We start from the raw sequence: 16,455 nt of genomic DNA, 5'->3' as shown, positions 1-16,455 counted from the left end.
CCACTCTTGTGGTTCGGGAACGCGACACAACAGCGGGTTGGAACCCGGGGATTTGGTTCGATCACATCCGTAACGGTTCCAGCTTTAAGTGTTTGAAGCCGCACAGGTTTCGGAGGCCAGATGCATCCCCGTATCCTTACTCTCGCCAATCAGAAGGGTGGCGTCGGCAAGACGACGACAGCCATCAATCTCGCCACCGCCCTGGCGGCCATTGGCGAGCGTGTCCTGATTATCGACCTCGATCCGCAGGGCAATGCCTCCACCGGCCTCGGCCTCGGGCGCCAGCAACGCGAGCGCTCGTCCTTCGACCTGCTGCTCAACGAAGCGACGGTCAAGGAATCGGCGGTGCTGACCTCGGTGCCCAATGTCGCCATCGTTCCTTCGACCATGGATCTGCTGGGCGTCGAATTGACCATCGCCGCGGAGCGCGATCGCGCCTTCCGTTTGAAATCGGCCCTCGACAATGCCCATGAGGTGCTGATCGATAACAAGCCGATCACCTATGTGCTGATCGATTGCCCGCCGTCCCTCAATCTTTTGACCATCAACGCGCTCACCGCTGCCGATGCCGTGCTGGTGCCGCTGCAATGCGAGTTCTTCGCGCTCGAAGGGCTGAGCCAATTGCTGCAGACCATCGAGCAGATCCGCTCGACCCTCAATCCGCGCCTGTCGATCCAGGGCGTAGTGATGACCATGTTCGACAAGCGCAACAACCTTTCCGAACAGGTGCTCAATGATGTGCGCGAGCATATGGGCACTTTGGTTTACGATACGGTGATCCCGCGCAATGTGCGGCTTTCCGAAGCGCCCTCCTATGGCAAGCCGGCACTGCTCTATGACCTCAAATGCGCCGGAAGCCAGGCCTATCTTCGCCTGGCCACCGAAGTGATCAAGCGCGAACGCCAGTTGCGGGCGGCGTGATGGAGAAGACCATGAACGACAAACCCACTCGTCTCGGCCGCGGCCTTGCCGCTCTTATCGGCGATATGCAGCCTCTCGATGCGCCGCGTCAGGCGGAATCGGGAACGGGCACGCGTCGGCTTCCCGTCGAATTCATCATCGCCAACCGCGCCAACCCGCGTAAGGATTTCGATCCCGAACAACTCGAGGATCTGACCAATTCGATCCGCGAGAAGGGCGTGATGCAGCCTTTGCTGGTCCGGCCCAGCGAGCAGGGCCCCGATGTTTATGAAATCATCGCCGGCGAGCGCCGCTGGCGGGCGGCACAGAAAGCCGGCCTGCATGAAGTGCCGGTCATCATCCGCGAGGTGGACGACAAGGAAGCGCTCGAACTCGCCATTATCGAGAACGTGCAGCGCGCCGACCTCAACCCGTTGGAAGAAGCGCAAGGGTATGGGCAGTTGATCGAACAGTTCGACTACACCCAGAACGACCTCGCCCAGGTGATCGGCAAGTCGCGCTCGCATGTGGCCAACACGCTGCGTCTGCTGCGCTTGCCCAACGAAGTGCAGGATATGCTCGGCCGGGGCGAGTTGACCGCCGGGCATGCCCGGACCCTGATCACCTCGGAAGATCCGCTGGCCCTGGCGCGGCGGATCGTCGATGCCGGGCTTTCGGTGCGCGAGGCCGAGGCCCTGCATCAAAAGGACAGCGAGGTGCGTCGTGCGCCCGCTGGTTCAAGCGAAAAGCGCCCGTCCTCGAAGGATGCCGACACATTGGCGCTGGAAAAGCAGCTTTCCGATGCGCTGGGGCTGTCCGTGACGCTCGAACACCGCGATCGGGGCGGCAAGCTCGAGATCCGCTACAAGACGCTCGAACAGCTCGATGGCGTGTGCACGCGGCTGCTTTCGCATTGAGACCAAAAGAGCGGCGTTGCACGTGAAACATCGTGCCAAGCTGTTGAAAATATTATCGTCTTGCCGCAGCCATGCACACGGCGAGCATCGCCTGGCGGCCTGAAGCCGCGGCGAGCGAGGCGGTCTTGCGGCTATCGGCGATGGCTGTAGCCAGCCGATTGCAGGCCGAGGCCAGGGCGTCGTCCGACCAGAGGCGGAGCTGCTGTTCGATGCTTGCCTTGCGAGAAAAGTGGATGCGCGGGGTTGCCCGACTGATCACCTGATCGAGCCCGGCCCCGGCGTCCATTTCGGCGCGCATGGCGCGCAGCCGGGAAAAATGCTGCATGGCGACAATCAAAAGGCGCTGCGGATCGGTGCCGGCGCTGGTGGCGCGCGTCATGGCTTCGTCAAAGCGCCGGGCATGGCCCGTGGCGATGGCATCGACCACGGCATCGATGGCCAAGGCCGCGTTGTCGCCGCAGAGCCGCGTCACGTCCTCGCGTGAAAGCTTGCCGCCCTCGCCGGCGAAAAGAACAAGTTTTTCGAGCTCCCGGCGGGTGATCTGCCGGTCATTGCCCAGCATTTCGCGCAGCATGGGCACAAGATCGGCCTCAAGGCTGATATTGGCTGAGACAAATGTTTCACGGATCAGCGCATCGATGGTCTGGCCGGAATCGGCGTAACAGGGCAGGGCGCGGGCGTCCCTGCGGCTTTCGGCGAGCTTGCGCAGGCCATCGGAGGGCTTGAGATCGCCGCCTTCGACGATAAACACCGCCTCGGCACCCTCTTCGAGCAGTTCGGAGAGCGTTGCCGCAAGCTTGTTGCTTGCGCCACGGATGCGGATGGTCGTCCCGCCGCCGAATAGCGACGGGCTGCGCGCCAGAATTCCGAGCCGCTGCGGATCGGCATCGATCTCGCTCATATGCAGTTGCGCAAGGCTCTCGGGATCGGGGGGATCGCCGGCGAAATGGCGGACCAGCCGCCCGGCATTCTCCCCCACCAGGCCCGTATCGGGCCCATAAACAAGCACCAGGCCCGATTTGAGATCGGGCTGGGCGAGGAATCTGTCGATGTCGCGGCCCTTGAGGGCCGTCATTGCGGCGCGAGCGCCGCGATCAGCGCCAGCCGTACGGCTTCGGCGGCGGCGCGGGCCGCCTGTTCCTGCGCATTGGCGCGGGCGGTATCGTCGGCAAGATATTGGCCGGTGGTCTGGTAGCTGGCCGTTCCGGTGCGGCGGCCGCTGGCGAGCGTCGTGCCGTTCTGGGTCACCGTATAGGTAACCGTTGCGGTGACCAGATAGTCGGTCAGCGGGCTCGATAGCTCGGAAACGCCCAGCCGGCTGGCGCCGGCCGAAACAGTGGCGGAAAACCGCGGGGCCGAGGGATCGTCCGAACCAAGGCGCGCCGAAAGCGTCTGATAGACGACCTGTTCGAGCCGGGTTTCCGGTTCGGCATAGCTCAGCGCCAGGCTGGACCGGGCGGCGGCCGCATCGCCATAGACAGGGGTCAGCGTGCAGCCGCTCAGGACAAGGGAGGCCGAAAGGGCAAGGCCCAGGGCGGCGGCGCGAAAAACGCATTTCCGCTTTTCTCCGAATCGCTTCAATGCTCTAAGTCCTTGTTTTGTCGCGTGTCCGAACCGCAAAACCGTTTCCACTTTTGCTGGACACGCTCTAGCAAACGACATTGACGATCCTGTTGGGCACGACGATGACTTTCCGGGGCGGATTGCCGTCGAGTATGCGCGCAACCGCTTCGAGAGCCAAGGCCGCAGCCTCGACCTGGGCGCTGGGCGCATCCTTGGGCATTTCGATTTCGCCGCGACGCTTGCCGTTGACCTGAACGGCGATCACCACCGTATCGTCGACCAGGTATGCCGGATCGGTCTCGGGCCAGGGGGTGTCGCAGACCATGGTGTCATGGCCCAAGGTCTTCCAGCAGCTTTCGGCCAGATGCGGCATCATGGGGGCGATGAACTGGACCAGCCGCTCGATCGCGACGCGCAGCGCGCCGATATTGCTCAAGGACGGGGATTCGCTCACCTGGGGCATGAAGCGCTGGATGGCGTTGGCGAGCTCGTAGATCTGGGCGACGGCACGATTGAAGCGCAGGCCGGCAAGATCGGCCTCGATCTGGGCCGTGGCCTTGTGGGCGATCTTGAGCATGTCGATGACGCGCGGATCGTCGCCATCGACGGTCGCGGGCTCGCTCCTTAAAAGCGCCTCGGCTTCGCCGACCAGCTTGTGGACGCGCTGGACGAAGCGCCAGGCGCCCTCGATGCCGGCCTCGGTCCACTGCACGTCGCGTTCGGGCGGGGAATCGGAAAGCACGAACCAGCGCGCCGTGTCGGCGCCATAGGTGGCGATCATGTCGTCGGGATCGACAACATTGCGCTTGGATTTGCTCATCTTTTCGACCGAACCGATGACGATCTGCGCGCCATCGGCCGCCGAGCGGGCAATGCGCTCGCCCTCTACGGTATCGATGACCACCTCGGACGGCGGCACCCATTGGCCGGCGGCGTCCTTATAGGTCTCGTGGGTCACCATGCCCTGGGTGAACAGCCCCTTGAAGGGTTCGGCGACCTGCATATGGCCGGTCTTGCTCATGGCGCGGGCGAAAAAGCGCGAATAGAGCAGGTGCAGAATGGCGTGCTCGATGCCGCCGATATACTGATCGACCGGCAGCCATTTGTCGGCCATCTCGGGGATGGTCGGCTCCTCGGCGCGTGGGGCGGTGAAGCGGGCGAAATACCAGGACGAATCGACAAAGGTGTCCATGGTGTCGGTTTCGCGCCGGGCTTTCGATCCGCAGCTCGGGCAATCGACATGCTTGAAGGTAGGGTGGCGATCGAGCGGGTTGCCGGGGGTGTCGAACTCGACATCCTCGGGCAGGCGCACGGGCAATTGCTCCTTGGGCACGGGAACGATGCCGCAGGTGTCGCAATGGATCACCGGGATCGGGCACCCCCAGTAGCGCTGGCGCGAAATGCCCCAATCGCGCAGGCGGTAATTGACCTGGCGCACGCCCTGCGGCTTGCCGTCGACCTTGCGTTTTTCCAGGTGCTCGGCGATGGCGGCCTTGGCCGCCTCGACGTCCAGGCCGTCGAGGAAACCGGAATTGAAGGCGACGCCCGGACCGGTATAGGCCTCGCTGCCGATGTCGAACTCGCCAGCCTCGGTTTCCGGCGGCAGGACGACCGGGATCACCGGCAGGTCGTATTTGCGGGCGAAATCGAGGTCGCGCTGGTCGTGGGCCGGGCAGCCGAAAATGGCGCCGGTGCCGTAGTCCATGAGGACGAAATTGGCGACATAGACCGGCAGCGTCGCGCCTCCGATCACCGGATGTTTCACGGTGAGCGGAGTGAGATAGCCCTTCTTTTCGGCGGTTTCGATCACTTCGGCCGAAGTGCCCATGCGGCGGCATTCGGCGATGAAGGCCGTGAGGTCAGGATCGGACTTGGCCAGGGACGCGGCCAGCGGGTGATCGGGGGACAGCGCGATGAAAGAGGCGCCGAAGAGGGTGTCGGGGCGGGTGGTGAACACCTCGATGCTCTTTTGCGCCGCCTCGCCGGCGGCGACCTCGAAGAGCACGCGCAGGCCTTCGGAGCGCCCGATCCAGTTGCGCTGCATCAGCCGCACCTTGTCGGGCCAATCCTCCAGCTCATCGATCGCTTCGAGCAGGTCCTCGGCGAAATCGGAGATCTTGAAGAACCACTGCGTCAGTTCACGCTGCTCGACCGGTGCGCCCGAGCGCCAGCCGCGCCCGTCGATCACCTGCTCGTTGGCGAGCACGGTCTGGTCGACCGGGTCCCAGTTGACCTTGGAGGTCTTGCGGGTGACGAGCCCTGCGGCCAGCATGTCGATGAACAGCATCTGCTGGCGGTGGTAATATTCCTCGTCGCAGGTTGCGAACTCGCGGCTCCAATCGAGGGAAAAGCCCATGGATTGCAACTGCTTGCGCATGGAGGCGATGTTGTCATAGGTCCATTCGCGCGGATGGACCTTGTTGGCCATGGCGGCGTTTTCGGCCGGCATGCCGAAGGCGTCCCAGCCCATGGGGTGCAAGACGTTGCGGCCCTTGGCGCGCTGGAAACGGGCGACGACGTCGCCCATGGTGTAGTTGCGCACATGGCCCATATGGATGCGGCCAGAGGGGTAGGGGAACATCTCGAGCACGTAATAGGGCGGGCGCGGGTCGTCGTTGGAGGTTTCGAAGCTCTTGTTTTCGGCCCAGACCTTTTGCCAGAAGGGTTCTTGTTCGCGCGGATTGTAGCGCTCAAAAGCGTTTGCCATAGAAAGTACCGGTCCTGGCCCTATACTTGAGAAAAAACGAGAAATTGGGTAGGCGACCATCACCAGAAAAGCACTGGAAGGTCAACCACCGCCATGAGCCAGAACGCCCCGGAAACCGCCGCTTTACGGCTCGCCGACATCAGGAAGCGGATCGATAGCGCCGCTGCGCGCATTCCGGGCTCAAGGCCGGCAGAGCTGGTCGCGGTGTCCAAGACGTTCGATGCGGCAGCCATCGCGCCGCTGATCGATGCCGGCCAGCGCCATTTCGGGGAAAACCGGGTGCAGGAAGCCCAGGGCAAATGGCCGGCGCTCAAGGCCGCCCATCCCGATCTGGTCCTGCACCTGATCGGACCGCTGCAAACCAACAAGGCCGCCGACGCGGTCGCGCTTTTCGATGTGATCGAAAGCGTCGATCGCGATAAGCTGGCGAAAATTCTCGCAGGGGAAATGGAAAAGCAGAACCGGCGTTTGTCCTGCTTCGTGCAGGTCAATATCGGGGGCGAAGAGCAGAAGGCCGGCATCGCGGTTTCCGAGACGATCGAATTCGTCGCCCGCTGCAAGGATCAATACGGGCTCGATATCGTTGGTTTGATGTGCATCCCGCCTCTCGATGCGCCGCCGGGGCCCTATTTCGCGCAATTGGCTGGCCTTGCCAGGCAAGCCGATCTCGATCAGCTCTCAATGGGCATGAGCGCGGATTTCGAGACGGCGATCCTGATGGGTGCCACCCAGGTTCGGGTCGGCTCGGCGCTGTTCGGCGCGCGATAACGCGCATGTGATTGGCGCCGCCCCGGTCCAAACCTAGATTGAATCTTAGCTATTTGAGCCGGGCACGGTCCGGCCGATTTGAGAAGCGGAGATTTTGCCATGAACAAGCGCCGTTTGCTGGTTGTCGATGACGATGCCGATTTGCGGGCCGCGCTGATCGGGCAGCTCCAATCCTATGACGAGTTCGAGATCACCGAGGCCGACACAGCCGCCGCGGCCCGGCAGAAGACAAAGGCCGAGCATTTCGATCTCGTGCTGCTCGATGTAGGGCTTCCCGACATGGATGGGCGCGAGGCGCTCAAGATCATGCGCAATGAAGGGTTTCGCGCACCCGTCATCATGCTGACCGGGCAGGATAGCGAAGCCGATGAAATCCAGGGCCTCGAAAGCGGGGCCAATGACTATGTCACCAAGCCCTTCCGCTTTTCGGTGCTTCTGGCCCGCATGCGCGCCGCTTTGCGCCAGCACGACCAGAGCGAGGACGTGGTGTTCTCGATCGGGCCCTACAGCTTCCAGCCGGCGGCCAAGCTGCTGGAAAATGGCGATGGCAGCAAGATCAGGCTCACCGACAAGGAAACCTCGATCCTCAAATTCCTTTACCGGCAGGGCTCGAAAACCATTTCGCGCGATGTGCTGCTCGCCGAAGTCTGGGGCTACAACAATCGGGTGACCACCCATACGCTGGAAACCCATATCTACCGGCTGCGCCAGAAGATCGAGCGCGATCCGTCCAACGCCCGGCTCTTGGTGACGGAAGAAGGTGGCTATCGCCTGGTGCCCTAGGTTGTGCGGGCCATTTGGTGATGGCGGCCTGCAAAGAGCAGTTTTCTGCGCTTCCGGTGCTCACGTACCGTCAGTACGCTCCGCTCCGGTTCTCAAAAACCGCCCTTTTCGACTCGCCCTGACCCAACGGCGCGCACAACCCATGCACACCTAAACCTTTGCGCAGGCGTCAAAATATGCCATTCATAGGCTCTCAAGTGGCGCTTGGGGGCAGGTATGGACGAAGCGGCGGCGGTGGCCGCGTTCGGTGAACTCGACATCTTCGCAAGCTTTTCGGACGATCAGCTTCGCCTTTTGGCCTTCGTTGCGGAGGATGTGTCGTTGCGCGCCGGAGACACGCTCTATTCGGCGGGGGAAGCGGCTGACGGGGCTTACGTCCTGGTCTCCGGAGCGCTCGAAGCCAGCCACCCCGAAACCCAGGGCGGCGGCCGGTTCCGTATCGAACCGGTGGCGCTGGTTGGCGAGTTGGGGCTGATGCTCACCCGCCCCAGGGCTGCAACCATCAAGGCGATGCGAACGAGCACGGCGCTGTTCGTGCCGCGCGAACCGTTCCTCAAGCTGCTGCGCAACCATCCCGAGCTTGCAGAGGACGTGGCGCAGACCTTGCGGGCCGAACTGGTGCGCTATCTCGATTCCATCGCCCAATTGGGCGGCCGGTTTTCGGGGTAGGTGCCGTTCTTTGCGGCGGACGCCCCCATCGGTCACCCTCGGGCCGAGGGTCCGCTGCATTTGGCAGCCGGAAGCGGTTGGGTCCAAAACGTCTTCGATAGGGTGTGGAGAGGTTGCGGGTCCCCGGGTCAAGCCCGAGGACGACGAGGGGAGGTGGGGAGCGCGATCGCCTGTACCGTAATCGGAAGGATTTGGAGCGTGTCCAGCAAAAGCATGTTGCTGGCGTGACCGGGATGGAAGCGGTTTTGCGGTTCGGGAACGCCACCAAACAAGGGTTAGAGCCCAGGTTTGATTCAATCAAATCCTGAACGGCTCTAAGCGAATTCGACAAGCACCGGCACGTGATCGGAGGGCTTTTCCGACCATCCGCGGGCCGGCCGCAGGATGTGGGCGGCGCGGGTTTTGGCCGCGACATCGCGGGTGGCCCAGATATGGTCGAGGCGCCGGCCGCGGTCGGAGGCCTCCCAATCGCGGGCGCGATAGCTCCACCAGGAATAGACCTTTTCCTCGATGGGGATGTGCTGGCGCACCAGATCCACCCAGTTGCGTCGGGCCAGAAGGCGGTTGAGCGCTTCGGTTTCGACGGGCGTATGGGAGACGACGCGCAGGAGCTGCTTATGGCTCCAGACGTCGTTTTCGTGCGGGGCAACGTTGAAATCGCCGCAGATGAGCTGGCGCTCGTCAAAGATCAGCTCGTCGAACCAATCCTGCATTTCGGCCAGGAAATCGAGCTTGTGGCGGAATTTGGGGTTGATATCGGGGTCGGGTTCATCGCCGCCGGCCGGGACGTAGAAATTGTGCACGGTGAGCGGCCCGTGCCCCAGATCGAGCCGGGCGGAAATGTGCCGGCTGTCGGGAATGTCGCAAAAGCCCCGCGTTTCAATCTCGTCGAGGGGGTGTTTGGAGACGATCGCCACCCCATGATAGCCCTTCTGCCCATGGACCGCCTGGTGCCGATAGCCTGCGTCGGCAAGGGCCTTGCGCGGAAACTGGTCGTTTGTGCACTTGATCTCCTGCAGGCACAGGACATCGGGGGCGTATTGGGAGAGGAAATCGAGGACGATGGGCAGCCGCAGCCGGACCGAATTGATGTTCCAGGTGGCAAGCGATGGCATTGGCGACTCGAAAAGCGGAAACGAGAAGCCGCCTTTATGGCGATCCGGGCCGGCGCGGTAAAGCCCCGGCTCCGGATCGGCCTTAAGCTTCAATTGGGCGCGGAAACCGAGCGGTAGGTGGGATCGATCTGGAAATAGGTGTTGGGGATCTCGACGTCCTTCTGCGTCTCGGTGATCGAGAAGGTGGTTTCGACCCCCGAGGGCTCGATCAGGCTCCATTGCACAAGGTCATTGGTCGCCCGATCGAAGATCAGCGAAACCTGAACCGTGCCGATGGGGCTGTCATCGGTGATCATCACCGAGACATGGGTTTCCGACAGCACCACATCGGAGAGATTGGTGTTGATGAGGCTCACCTGATCGCCGAGGAACTGGCGCAGCGGCACGTGCTCCTGGGCATAGGCGTATTGAGTGCGGTCGGCGCGGTTGATGACGTAAAAGCCCGAGCCTTGCGAGATGATCTCTTCGCGGCTGGGCGGATCATAGCGGAAGCGCACCATGTTGGGGCGCTTGAGCCAGAAGGTGCCTTCGATGCGTCCGCCCTGGCTGTCGATCTGGACGAACCGGCCGGCCATGGTGCGGATGGCGCTGTTGGCCTGTGAGATTTCCTGAAGCGCGAATTCTTCGTCGGGCGTCAGCGTCCGCGTCTGGGCTGAAGCCGGCATCGCCAGTGCGAAGACGGCGAGGACGGTGGTAACGAGGGCGGCGGCAAGGCGAAGCATTGCGGAACTCCGATCGGTATTTTTGAGATGGGTTTACCCCTTGGATGCGGGGGTAAAACCCAATTGCGGCAAGAGCGGGAACCGGCGGGCCGGCTCGGCGATAAACTCCCCGTGTGCCGGCGCAGTTCCGTTTGGGCTCTAGTAACCGTCGGCATTGTCCCCGACGAGAACTTCGCGCTTGCCCGCGTGATTGGCGGGGGAAATGATTCCCTCCTGCTCCATGCGCTCGATCAGGGTCGCGGCCTTGTTGTAGCCCACCGAGAGCCGGCGCTGGATATAGGAGGTGGAGGCTTTCTTGTCGGAGAGAACAATGTTGACGGCCTTGTCGTAGAGCTCGTCTCCCGATCCGCCGAAGCCGCCATCATCATCGAATCCGCCCATCTGGCCGTCATCGTCCTCGGCGGTGATCGATTCGAGATATTCGGGCGTGCCCTGGCTCTTCAAGTGCGAAACGATGTCCTCGACCTCGCCATCGGCCACGAACGCGCCGTGCAGGCGCTTTATGCGGCCGCCGCCGGCCATATAGAGCATGTCGCCATTGCCAAGGAGCTGTTCGGCGCCCTGTTCGCCCAGGATGGTGCGGCTGTCGATCTTGGACGTCACCTGGAAGGAGACGCGGGTGGGGAAGTTGGCCTTGACCGTGCCTGTGATGACGTCGACCGAGGGGCGTTGCGTCGCCATGATCAAATGAATGCCGGCGGCGCGGGCCATCTGGGCGAGGCGCTGGATGGCCCCTTCGATGTCCTTGCCGGCCACCATCATCAGGTCGGCCATCTCGTCGACGATCACCACGATATAGGGAAGCGGCTCGAGGTCGAATTCTTCCGATTCAAAGATCGCTTCGCCGGTTTCCCGATCGAAGCCGGTCTGCACGGTGCGGGTGATGACCTCGCCCTTTTCCGCCGCCTCGGCGACGCGGGCATTGAAGCCGTCGATGTTGCGCACGCCGATCTTGCTCATCTTCTTGTAGCGGTCTTCCATCTCGCGCACCGCCCATTTGAGCGCCACGACCGCCTTGGCCGGGTCGGTGACCACGGGGGTCAGAAGGTGCGGGATGCCGTCATAGACCGAAAGCTCGAGCATTTTCGGGTCGATCATGATCAGGCGGCACTGCTCGGGAGCCATCTTATAGAGCAGGGAAAGGATCATTGTGTTGATCCCCACCGACTTGCCCGAACCGGTGGTGCCGGCGATGAGCAAGTGCGGCATGCGGGCCAGATCGACGATGATCGGCTCCCCGCCAATGGTTTTGCCGAGGCAAATGGGGAGCTTGGCCTTGGCCTTGTCGTAATCGGACGACGCCAGAAGCTCGCGCAGGAACACGGTTTCGCGCGTCTTGTTGGGCAATTCGATGCCGATGGCGTTGCGGCCGGGGACCACGGCGACGCGGGCGGAAATGGCGCTCATGGAGCGCGCGATATCGTCGGCGAGCGAGATCACCCGGCTCGACTTGATGCCGGGGGCGGGTTCGAGCTCGTAAAGGGTCACGACCGGGCCGGGGCGGACATTGATGATGTCGCCCTTGACGCCGAAGTCCTCGAGCACGCCTTCGAGCCGCTTGGCGTTTTCCTCCAGCGCATCGGGATGGTGCTCGGGAAGAAGCTGGTTGGCGCCGGGGGCGGCGAGAAGGTCGAGCGGGGGCAACTCGAACCCGTCGGTGGGCAGGAAGGTAGCCTGGGCCTCGCGCACCTGGCGGGCCGAGGGGGCGGGACGCGGGGCGGGAGCTGCCACCCGGGCGCGGCCGGCGGGAGCCTGCTCGACGATCAGCCGGGCGATGTCGTCATCGGAATCGCGCCGTTCGGCTATCGGTGCGTAGTCGTCATAATCGTCGTCATTGGCCGGCTCGTCCTCCCAATCGCGCGAGAGGGGCGGCTCGGCGCGTTCGGGATGGCGGGCGAGCGGGATGGCGCGATCGAGCTGGGGTTCGAAATCGGCGTTCTGAAAGGGACGTGCGGGAAGCGCTGCGTCCGTCTTGCCGCGGCGGAAGACGCGCTTGAGCGCGGCACGCGTGCCATAAAAGGAATGCGCGGCAAAGCCGATGGCCACATCGAAGATGCCGGGCGAATCGGAGGCTTCTTCGGGTTCGGGCTCCGGCTCGGGTGTCTTGGCGCGGCGGCGGGTGGATTTGGCAGGCACCGAGGGTTCGTTCTCGAACACCGAGCGCGAGCGGGACGCCAGCCAGACAAGCCCCAGGGCGGGGACGGCCAGCAGCACGCCATAGACAATCGCGCCCCAGCCTTGCGGCGCCTGGCCGGCAAGGGTGGCGAAAAGGGAGGAAAAGCCGGTGCCGACAAAGCCCCCCAGCCCCAGGGGGAGCGGCCAGCTTTCGGGGGTGGGGATACAGGCGAAAGCGCCGGTGGCGAGCACCGTTCCCAGCAGCCAGCCGGTCAGCCGCAGGCCGAGATAGGAGGGAACGATGCGCCGAATCATCGACCACGACCAGACGAGCGGCGGCAAAAGCAGGAGCGGCGCGCCCAACCCCAGGAGCTGGAACCCGATGTCGGCGAGCGCGGCGCCCGGAAAGCCCAGCCAGTTCTCCACCGGCTTGTCGGTGGCATAGGAGAAGGAGGGATCGTCAACCTTCCAGGATGCCAGGGATACAAGGCCCAATACGCAGAGTGCGGCAATAGCCAGGCCCACGAAACGCACGGGGATCGTGATCGAGAGCACCGGGGTTGAGCGGTGGCTGTCGTCCAAATGCGACGAAGGATGCAGGGTCATCGGAACTGCCGGCAGGTTACGCAATACTTTTGGAGCCAACCCTAGCCGCGCATGGTTAACCTCCGATTAGCAGCCGGGTGAAAAATCGAAAGCCCCGCCATGGGGGCGGGGCAAGGCGCTCGAGAGGGGATGCAGCCCATATCGATTGCGAGTGGGAAGGCCTCTTGGATGTGGGGTCAAGAGGGATATGGGCTGCATGCCGCCTCAAGCCTTGGAGACGGAGGAACGGCGCCCATGGGCGCCGTTCCGGTGCGGGAAATCCGATCAGAATTCCGGATAGGCCTCGACGCCGACTTCGGCCTTGTCGAGCCCGAGGGCTTCGTCGTCCTCGGTCGGACGCAGGCCCGTGGTCGCCTTGAGGATCATCCAGACGATGAAGCTGACCGCGAAGACGAAGATGCCGACAACCACGATCGAGAGGAGCTGGACGCCCAGATTGGCGTCGGGGTTGGTAAAGACCACGGCGATGGTGCCCCAGATGCCGGCGAGAAGGTGGACGGGGATGGCGCCCACCACGTCGTCGATCTTGAGCCGGTCGAGAAGCGGCACGGCAAAGACGACGATCACCCCGCCAACGGCGCCGATCATCGAAGCGGTGCCCAGGCCCGGGGTGAGCGGTTCGGCGGTGATCGCCACGAGACCGGCCAGCGCGCCGTTGAGCACGAAGGTGACGTCGACCTTTTTGTAGAGCAGGGCGGTAAGGACCAGAGCCGCGACCGCACCGCCGGCAGCGCCGGCATTGGTGTTGGCCATGATGCGGCCGACATCGGCGACATCGCCCACCGAGCCCATGGCGAGCTGGGACGCGCCGTTAAAGCCGAACCAGCCCATCCAGAGGATGAAGGTGCCCAAGGCCGCGAGCGGCATCGAGGAGCCGGGCATGGCGTTGACGGTACCGTCGGGGTTGTACTTGCCGTTGCGGGCGCCCAGCAGGATGGCGCCGGCCAGAGCCGCCCAGCCACCAACCGAGTGCACGACCGTCGAGCCGGCGAAATCGAGGAAACCCATGGCATCGAGGAACCCGCCGCCCCACTTCCAGGACGCCTGGATGGGGTAGATCAGCGCCGTCAGGATGACGGTGAAGATCAGGAAGGGCAGGATCTTGATGCGCTCGGCAAGCGTGCCCGAGACGATCGAGGCCGCGGTGGCGCAGAACATCACCTGGAAGAAGAAGTCCGAGCTGGTCGCCGCATAGGAGAAATCGTCGGCCGTATCGGCGGTGATGCCGACGGCTTCGAGGATCGCGATGCCGAAGGCTCCGAGATAGCCGCCGGTTTCGTCCGAACCGATGGTCCAGTTGCCGAGCGGGTACATGAGGTTGTAGCCGATCAGGTAATAGGCGATGGCAGCGATCGAAAACAGCGAGATGTTTTTCAAAAGCTGCATCGAAACGTTCTTGGTGCGCACCAGGCCCGCTTCGAGCATGGCAAAGCCCGCGGCCATCCACATCACCAACACGCCGCCGAAAATCATCAGGAACGAGTTGAGGATGAAGACGACGTCGGCCGAAACGCCCTCCGAAACCGTCGCGGCCGCCTCTTCCACCGGAGCGGCATCCTGCCCGAGAGCAGGCAGGGCGATGAGCAGGGAGGCCATCGCCGCCATGCCCAGCAATTTGCTTTTCTTCAATGTCATGATTGTCTCCTAAATGGACGCCGGGCCTCAGAGCGCTTCCGTGCCGGTTTCCCCGGTGCGGATGCGGATGGCCTGTTCGAGATCGAGGATGAAGATCTTGCCGTCGCCGATACGGCCGGTCTGGGCCGCGTCCTTGATGGCGGTGGCGACAGCGTCGACCTGGGCGGCATCGACAGCGATTTCGACCTTGAGCTTGGGCAGGAAATGAACGGCATATTCCGTGCCGCGATAGATCTCGGAGTGCCCCTTCTGACGTCCGTACCCCTTGACCTCTGTTACGGTCATGCCGTGCACATCGAGCGAATTGAGGGCCTGACGAACCTCTTCGAGCCGCGATGGCTTTATGATGGCGATTAGCAGTTTCATGGGTGGCTCCCCTTTCCGATTGCGCACCTGACACGGGCAATCGGACTCAAAAGCCGTGCCAATCCAAATTCATGACAGCTAAGTTATTGAATTTACTAATATTCCATCGGAGCGAAAGAGGAAGCCGCAATCCCGCCATAATTAGAAATGCGTAATTTTTGTGCATGAAGTCAGCCCCTGGAGCAAGCGTGGCGCTTTTATGTGCAGGTAGCTTGTTCGATATCCCGTGCGGCATCGGCACCCTTGCCACTCAAGGGCTGGGGAGCGCATTGTGGATCCACGATCGAAAGGACAAGCGCCATGACCGATGGGGAAAAAACGCGGGCATTTGACGTTCTGGTGGTGGGCGGTGGGCCGGTGGGGCTCTCCTTGGCCATTGCGCTCACCCGCTTCATGCCGGGAATCGCGCTGGGACTGCTCGACAGGCGGCACCTGTCGGTGCCTCAGGATTCGCGCGCTTCGGCTATTGCCGCCGGCGTGCGGCATCTTTTCGAGGCGATAGGGGTGTGGCCGGGCATGGCCGACGCGGCCAATCCGATTGCGGCGATGAAGATCACCGATTCGGGGACCGGCGATATGGCGCGTCCGGTGTTTCTCGACTTCGCCGGTCCCGCAACGCCTGGCGAGCCGTTTGCGCACATGGTGCCCAACACGGCGAGCGCGGCGGCGTTGCTCGCCGGAATCGACGCGGTGGAAATTGTTGAACCCGGCGCGGTGGCCGCGTTCATGGCCGGTCCGGCGCATGCTGAAATCACGCTCGAGGATGGCCGGGCTCTCAGGGCAACGCTGGTGATTGCCGCCGATGGCGGCCGTTCGACGCTGCGCCATCTGGCCGGGATCAAAACGTTCTCGCACGATTACCGCCAGGCCGGGCTGGTCACCACCATCACCCATAGCGAGCCGCACAACGACATCGCCTATGAGCATTTTCTCCCGGCCGGGCCTTTCGCCTCGCTGCCGCTCAAGGGCAATCAATCCTCGCTGGTGTGGACGGAAAAACCTCAAATGGCGCAGGCGCTGCTCGCCATGGCACCGGCCGACCTTGCCGGCCGCATCGAAGCGGCGATGGGATCGGTGCTGGGACAGGTGGAGATCGCCGAGAAGGTGCAGAGTTTCCCCCTGCATCTGGTTCTCGCCCATCGGTTCGCCGCGCCGCGGCTGGCGCTGGTGGGCGATGCCGCCCATGTCATCCACCCCCTGGCCGGCCAGGGTCTGAACCTCGGCTTGCGGGACGTGGCGGTTCTCACTGAAGTCCTGATCGATGCCCTGCGGCTGGGCGAGGATTTCGGACGGATCGAAGTGCTCGAACGCTACGAGGGGCGGCGGCGTGCGGACACCGCGGCCATGGCATTGGCGACCGATGGGCTCAACCGGCTGTTTTCCAACGACATGGCCCCGCTGCGGGCGCTGCGCGATTTCGGGCTTTCGCTTGTCGATCGTGCCGCGCCGCTCAAGGAGGCCTTTATCGGCCAGGCAGCCGGAACCTCGGGAGCCAAGCTGTTGCGCGGACTGGCACCCTAGAGCCATTCAGGATCTGATTGAATCAAATCCTCGGCTCTAACGCCTTGTTTTGTCGCATGTCCGAACCG

At 63.2% G+C, this 16,455-nt stretch carries 14 protein-coding genes; 6 read left to right on the top strand and 8 right to left on the bottom strand.

Annotation, left to right across the window (positions count from 1 at the left end; translation table 11 throughout):
* The first annotated feature begins 120 nt into the window (after positions 1-120).
* Together NO932_RS19105 and NO932_RS19100 are read left to right on the top strand one after the other, a co-directional pair.
* Complete coding sequence (locus tag NO932_RS19105; RefSeq protein ID WP_309163502.1) at positions 121-921, top strand: ParA family protein; 801 nt, start codon at positions 121-123, stop codon at positions 919-921.
* Between the two features lie 11 nt (positions 922-932).
* Positions 933-1,817 carry a ParB/RepB/Spo0J family partition protein gene (locus tag NO932_RS19100; protein ID WP_309208954.1) on the top strand — a complete coding sequence of 295 codons (885 nt, stop codon included), beginning with the start codon at positions 933-935 and terminating at the stop codon, positions 1,815-1,817.
* Positions 1,818-1,869: 52 nt separating this feature from the next.
* Here the strand turns inward: NO932_RS19100 and holA are convergent, their stop codons facing one another.
* The 3 genes from holA to leuS all read right to left on the bottom strand — a co-directional run bounded on the left by holA (position 1,870) and on the right by leuS (position 6,087).
* Positions 1,870-2,892: a DNA polymerase III subunit delta gene (gene holA, locus NO932_RS19095; RefSeq protein ID WP_309208953.1), complete on the bottom strand. Its 1,023-nt coding sequence runs from the start codon at positions 2,890-2,892 to the stop codon at positions 1,870-1,872.
* On the bottom strand, positions 2,889-3,398 hold the full coding sequence (locus NO932_RS19090) for a hypothetical protein (RefSeq protein WP_309208952.1): 510 nt from the start codon (positions 3,396-3,398) through the stop codon (positions 2,889-2,891). Before NO932_RS19090 ends, holA begins: the two co-directional genes overlap by 4 nt.
* Before the next feature lie 67 nt (positions 3,399-3,465).
* On the bottom strand, positions 3,466-6,087 hold the full coding sequence (gene leuS / locus NO932_RS19085; protein WP_309208951.1) for a leucine--tRNA ligase: 2,622 nt from the start codon (positions 6,085-6,087) through the stop codon (positions 3,466-3,468).
* A 93-nt stretch (positions 6,088-6,180) separates the two neighbouring features.
* Between leuS and NO932_RS19080 the strand changes: the two genes are divergently transcribed.
* The 3 genes from NO932_RS19080 to NO932_RS19070 all read left to right on the top strand — a co-directional run bounded on the left by NO932_RS19080 (position 6,181) and on the right by NO932_RS19070 (position 8,307).
* A complete protein-coding gene (locus NO932_RS19080) occupies positions 6,181-6,855 on the top strand; it encodes a YggS family pyridoxal phosphate-dependent enzyme (protein ID WP_309208950.1) in 675 nt (224 codons plus the stop codon).
* 99 nt (positions 6,856-6,954) lie between these two features.
* Positions 6,955-7,638: a response regulator transcription factor gene (locus tag NO932_RS19075; protein WP_309163508.1), complete on the top strand. Its 684-nt coding sequence runs from the start codon at positions 6,955-6,957 to the stop codon at positions 7,636-7,638.
* A 216-nt stretch (positions 7,639-7,854) separates the two neighbouring features.
* Entirely contained in the window at positions 7,855-8,307 is a 453-nt protein-coding gene (locus tag NO932_RS19070) for a cyclic nucleotide-binding domain-containing protein (RefSeq protein WP_309208949.1), read from the top strand.
* Between the two features lie 314 nt (positions 8,308-8,621).
* Here NO932_RS19070 and NO932_RS19065 read toward each other — a convergent pair whose 3' ends face one another.
* The 5 genes from NO932_RS19065 to NO932_RS19045 form a co-directional block, all read right to left on the bottom strand.
* A complete protein-coding gene (locus NO932_RS19065; RefSeq protein ID WP_309208948.1) occupies positions 8,622-9,422 on the bottom strand; it encodes an exodeoxyribonuclease III in 801 nt (266 codons plus the stop codon).
* Positions 9,423-9,511: 89 nt separating this feature from the next.
* A complete protein-coding gene (locus NO932_RS19060; RefSeq protein WP_309208947.1) occupies positions 9,512-10,144 on the bottom strand; it encodes an outer membrane lipoprotein carrier protein LolA in 633 nt (210 codons plus the stop codon).
* 138 nt (positions 10,145-10,282) lie between these two features.
* Positions 10,283-12,865: a DNA translocase FtsK gene (locus tag NO932_RS19055; protein ID WP_309208946.1), complete on the bottom strand. Its 2,583-nt coding sequence runs from the start codon at positions 12,863-12,865 to the stop codon at positions 10,283-10,285.
* A gap of 264 nt (positions 12,866-13,129) precedes the next feature.
* Positions 13,130-14,500, bottom strand: coding sequence for an ammonium transporter (locus NO932_RS19050; RefSeq protein WP_309208945.1), 1,371 nt, complete (start codon positions 14,498-14,500; stop codon positions 13,130-13,132).
* A 27-nt stretch (positions 14,501-14,527) separates the two neighbouring features.
* Entirely contained in the window at positions 14,528-14,866 is a 339-nt protein-coding gene (locus NO932_RS19045; protein WP_309163515.1) for a P-II family nitrogen regulator, read from the bottom strand.
* A 300-nt stretch (positions 14,867-15,166) separates the two neighbouring features.
* Here NO932_RS19045 and NO932_RS19040 point away from each other — a divergent pair, with 300 nt between their 5' ends.
* Positions 15,167-16,387, top strand: coding sequence for an FAD-dependent monooxygenase (locus NO932_RS19040; RefSeq protein ID WP_309208943.1), 1,221 nt, complete (start codon positions 15,167-15,169; stop codon positions 16,385-16,387).
* The last annotated feature ends 68 nt before the right edge of the window (positions 16,388-16,455 follow it).

The organism is Pelagibacterium sp. 26DY04, from assembly GCF_031202305.1.
In the GTDB taxonomy this organism is placed as follows: Bacteria; Pseudomonadota; Alphaproteobacteria; order Rhizobiales; family Devosiaceae; genus Pelagibacterium.
The sequence above is the reverse complement of the archived record's forward strand: the minus strand, read 5'-3'. Positions and strand labels throughout refer to the sequence as shown.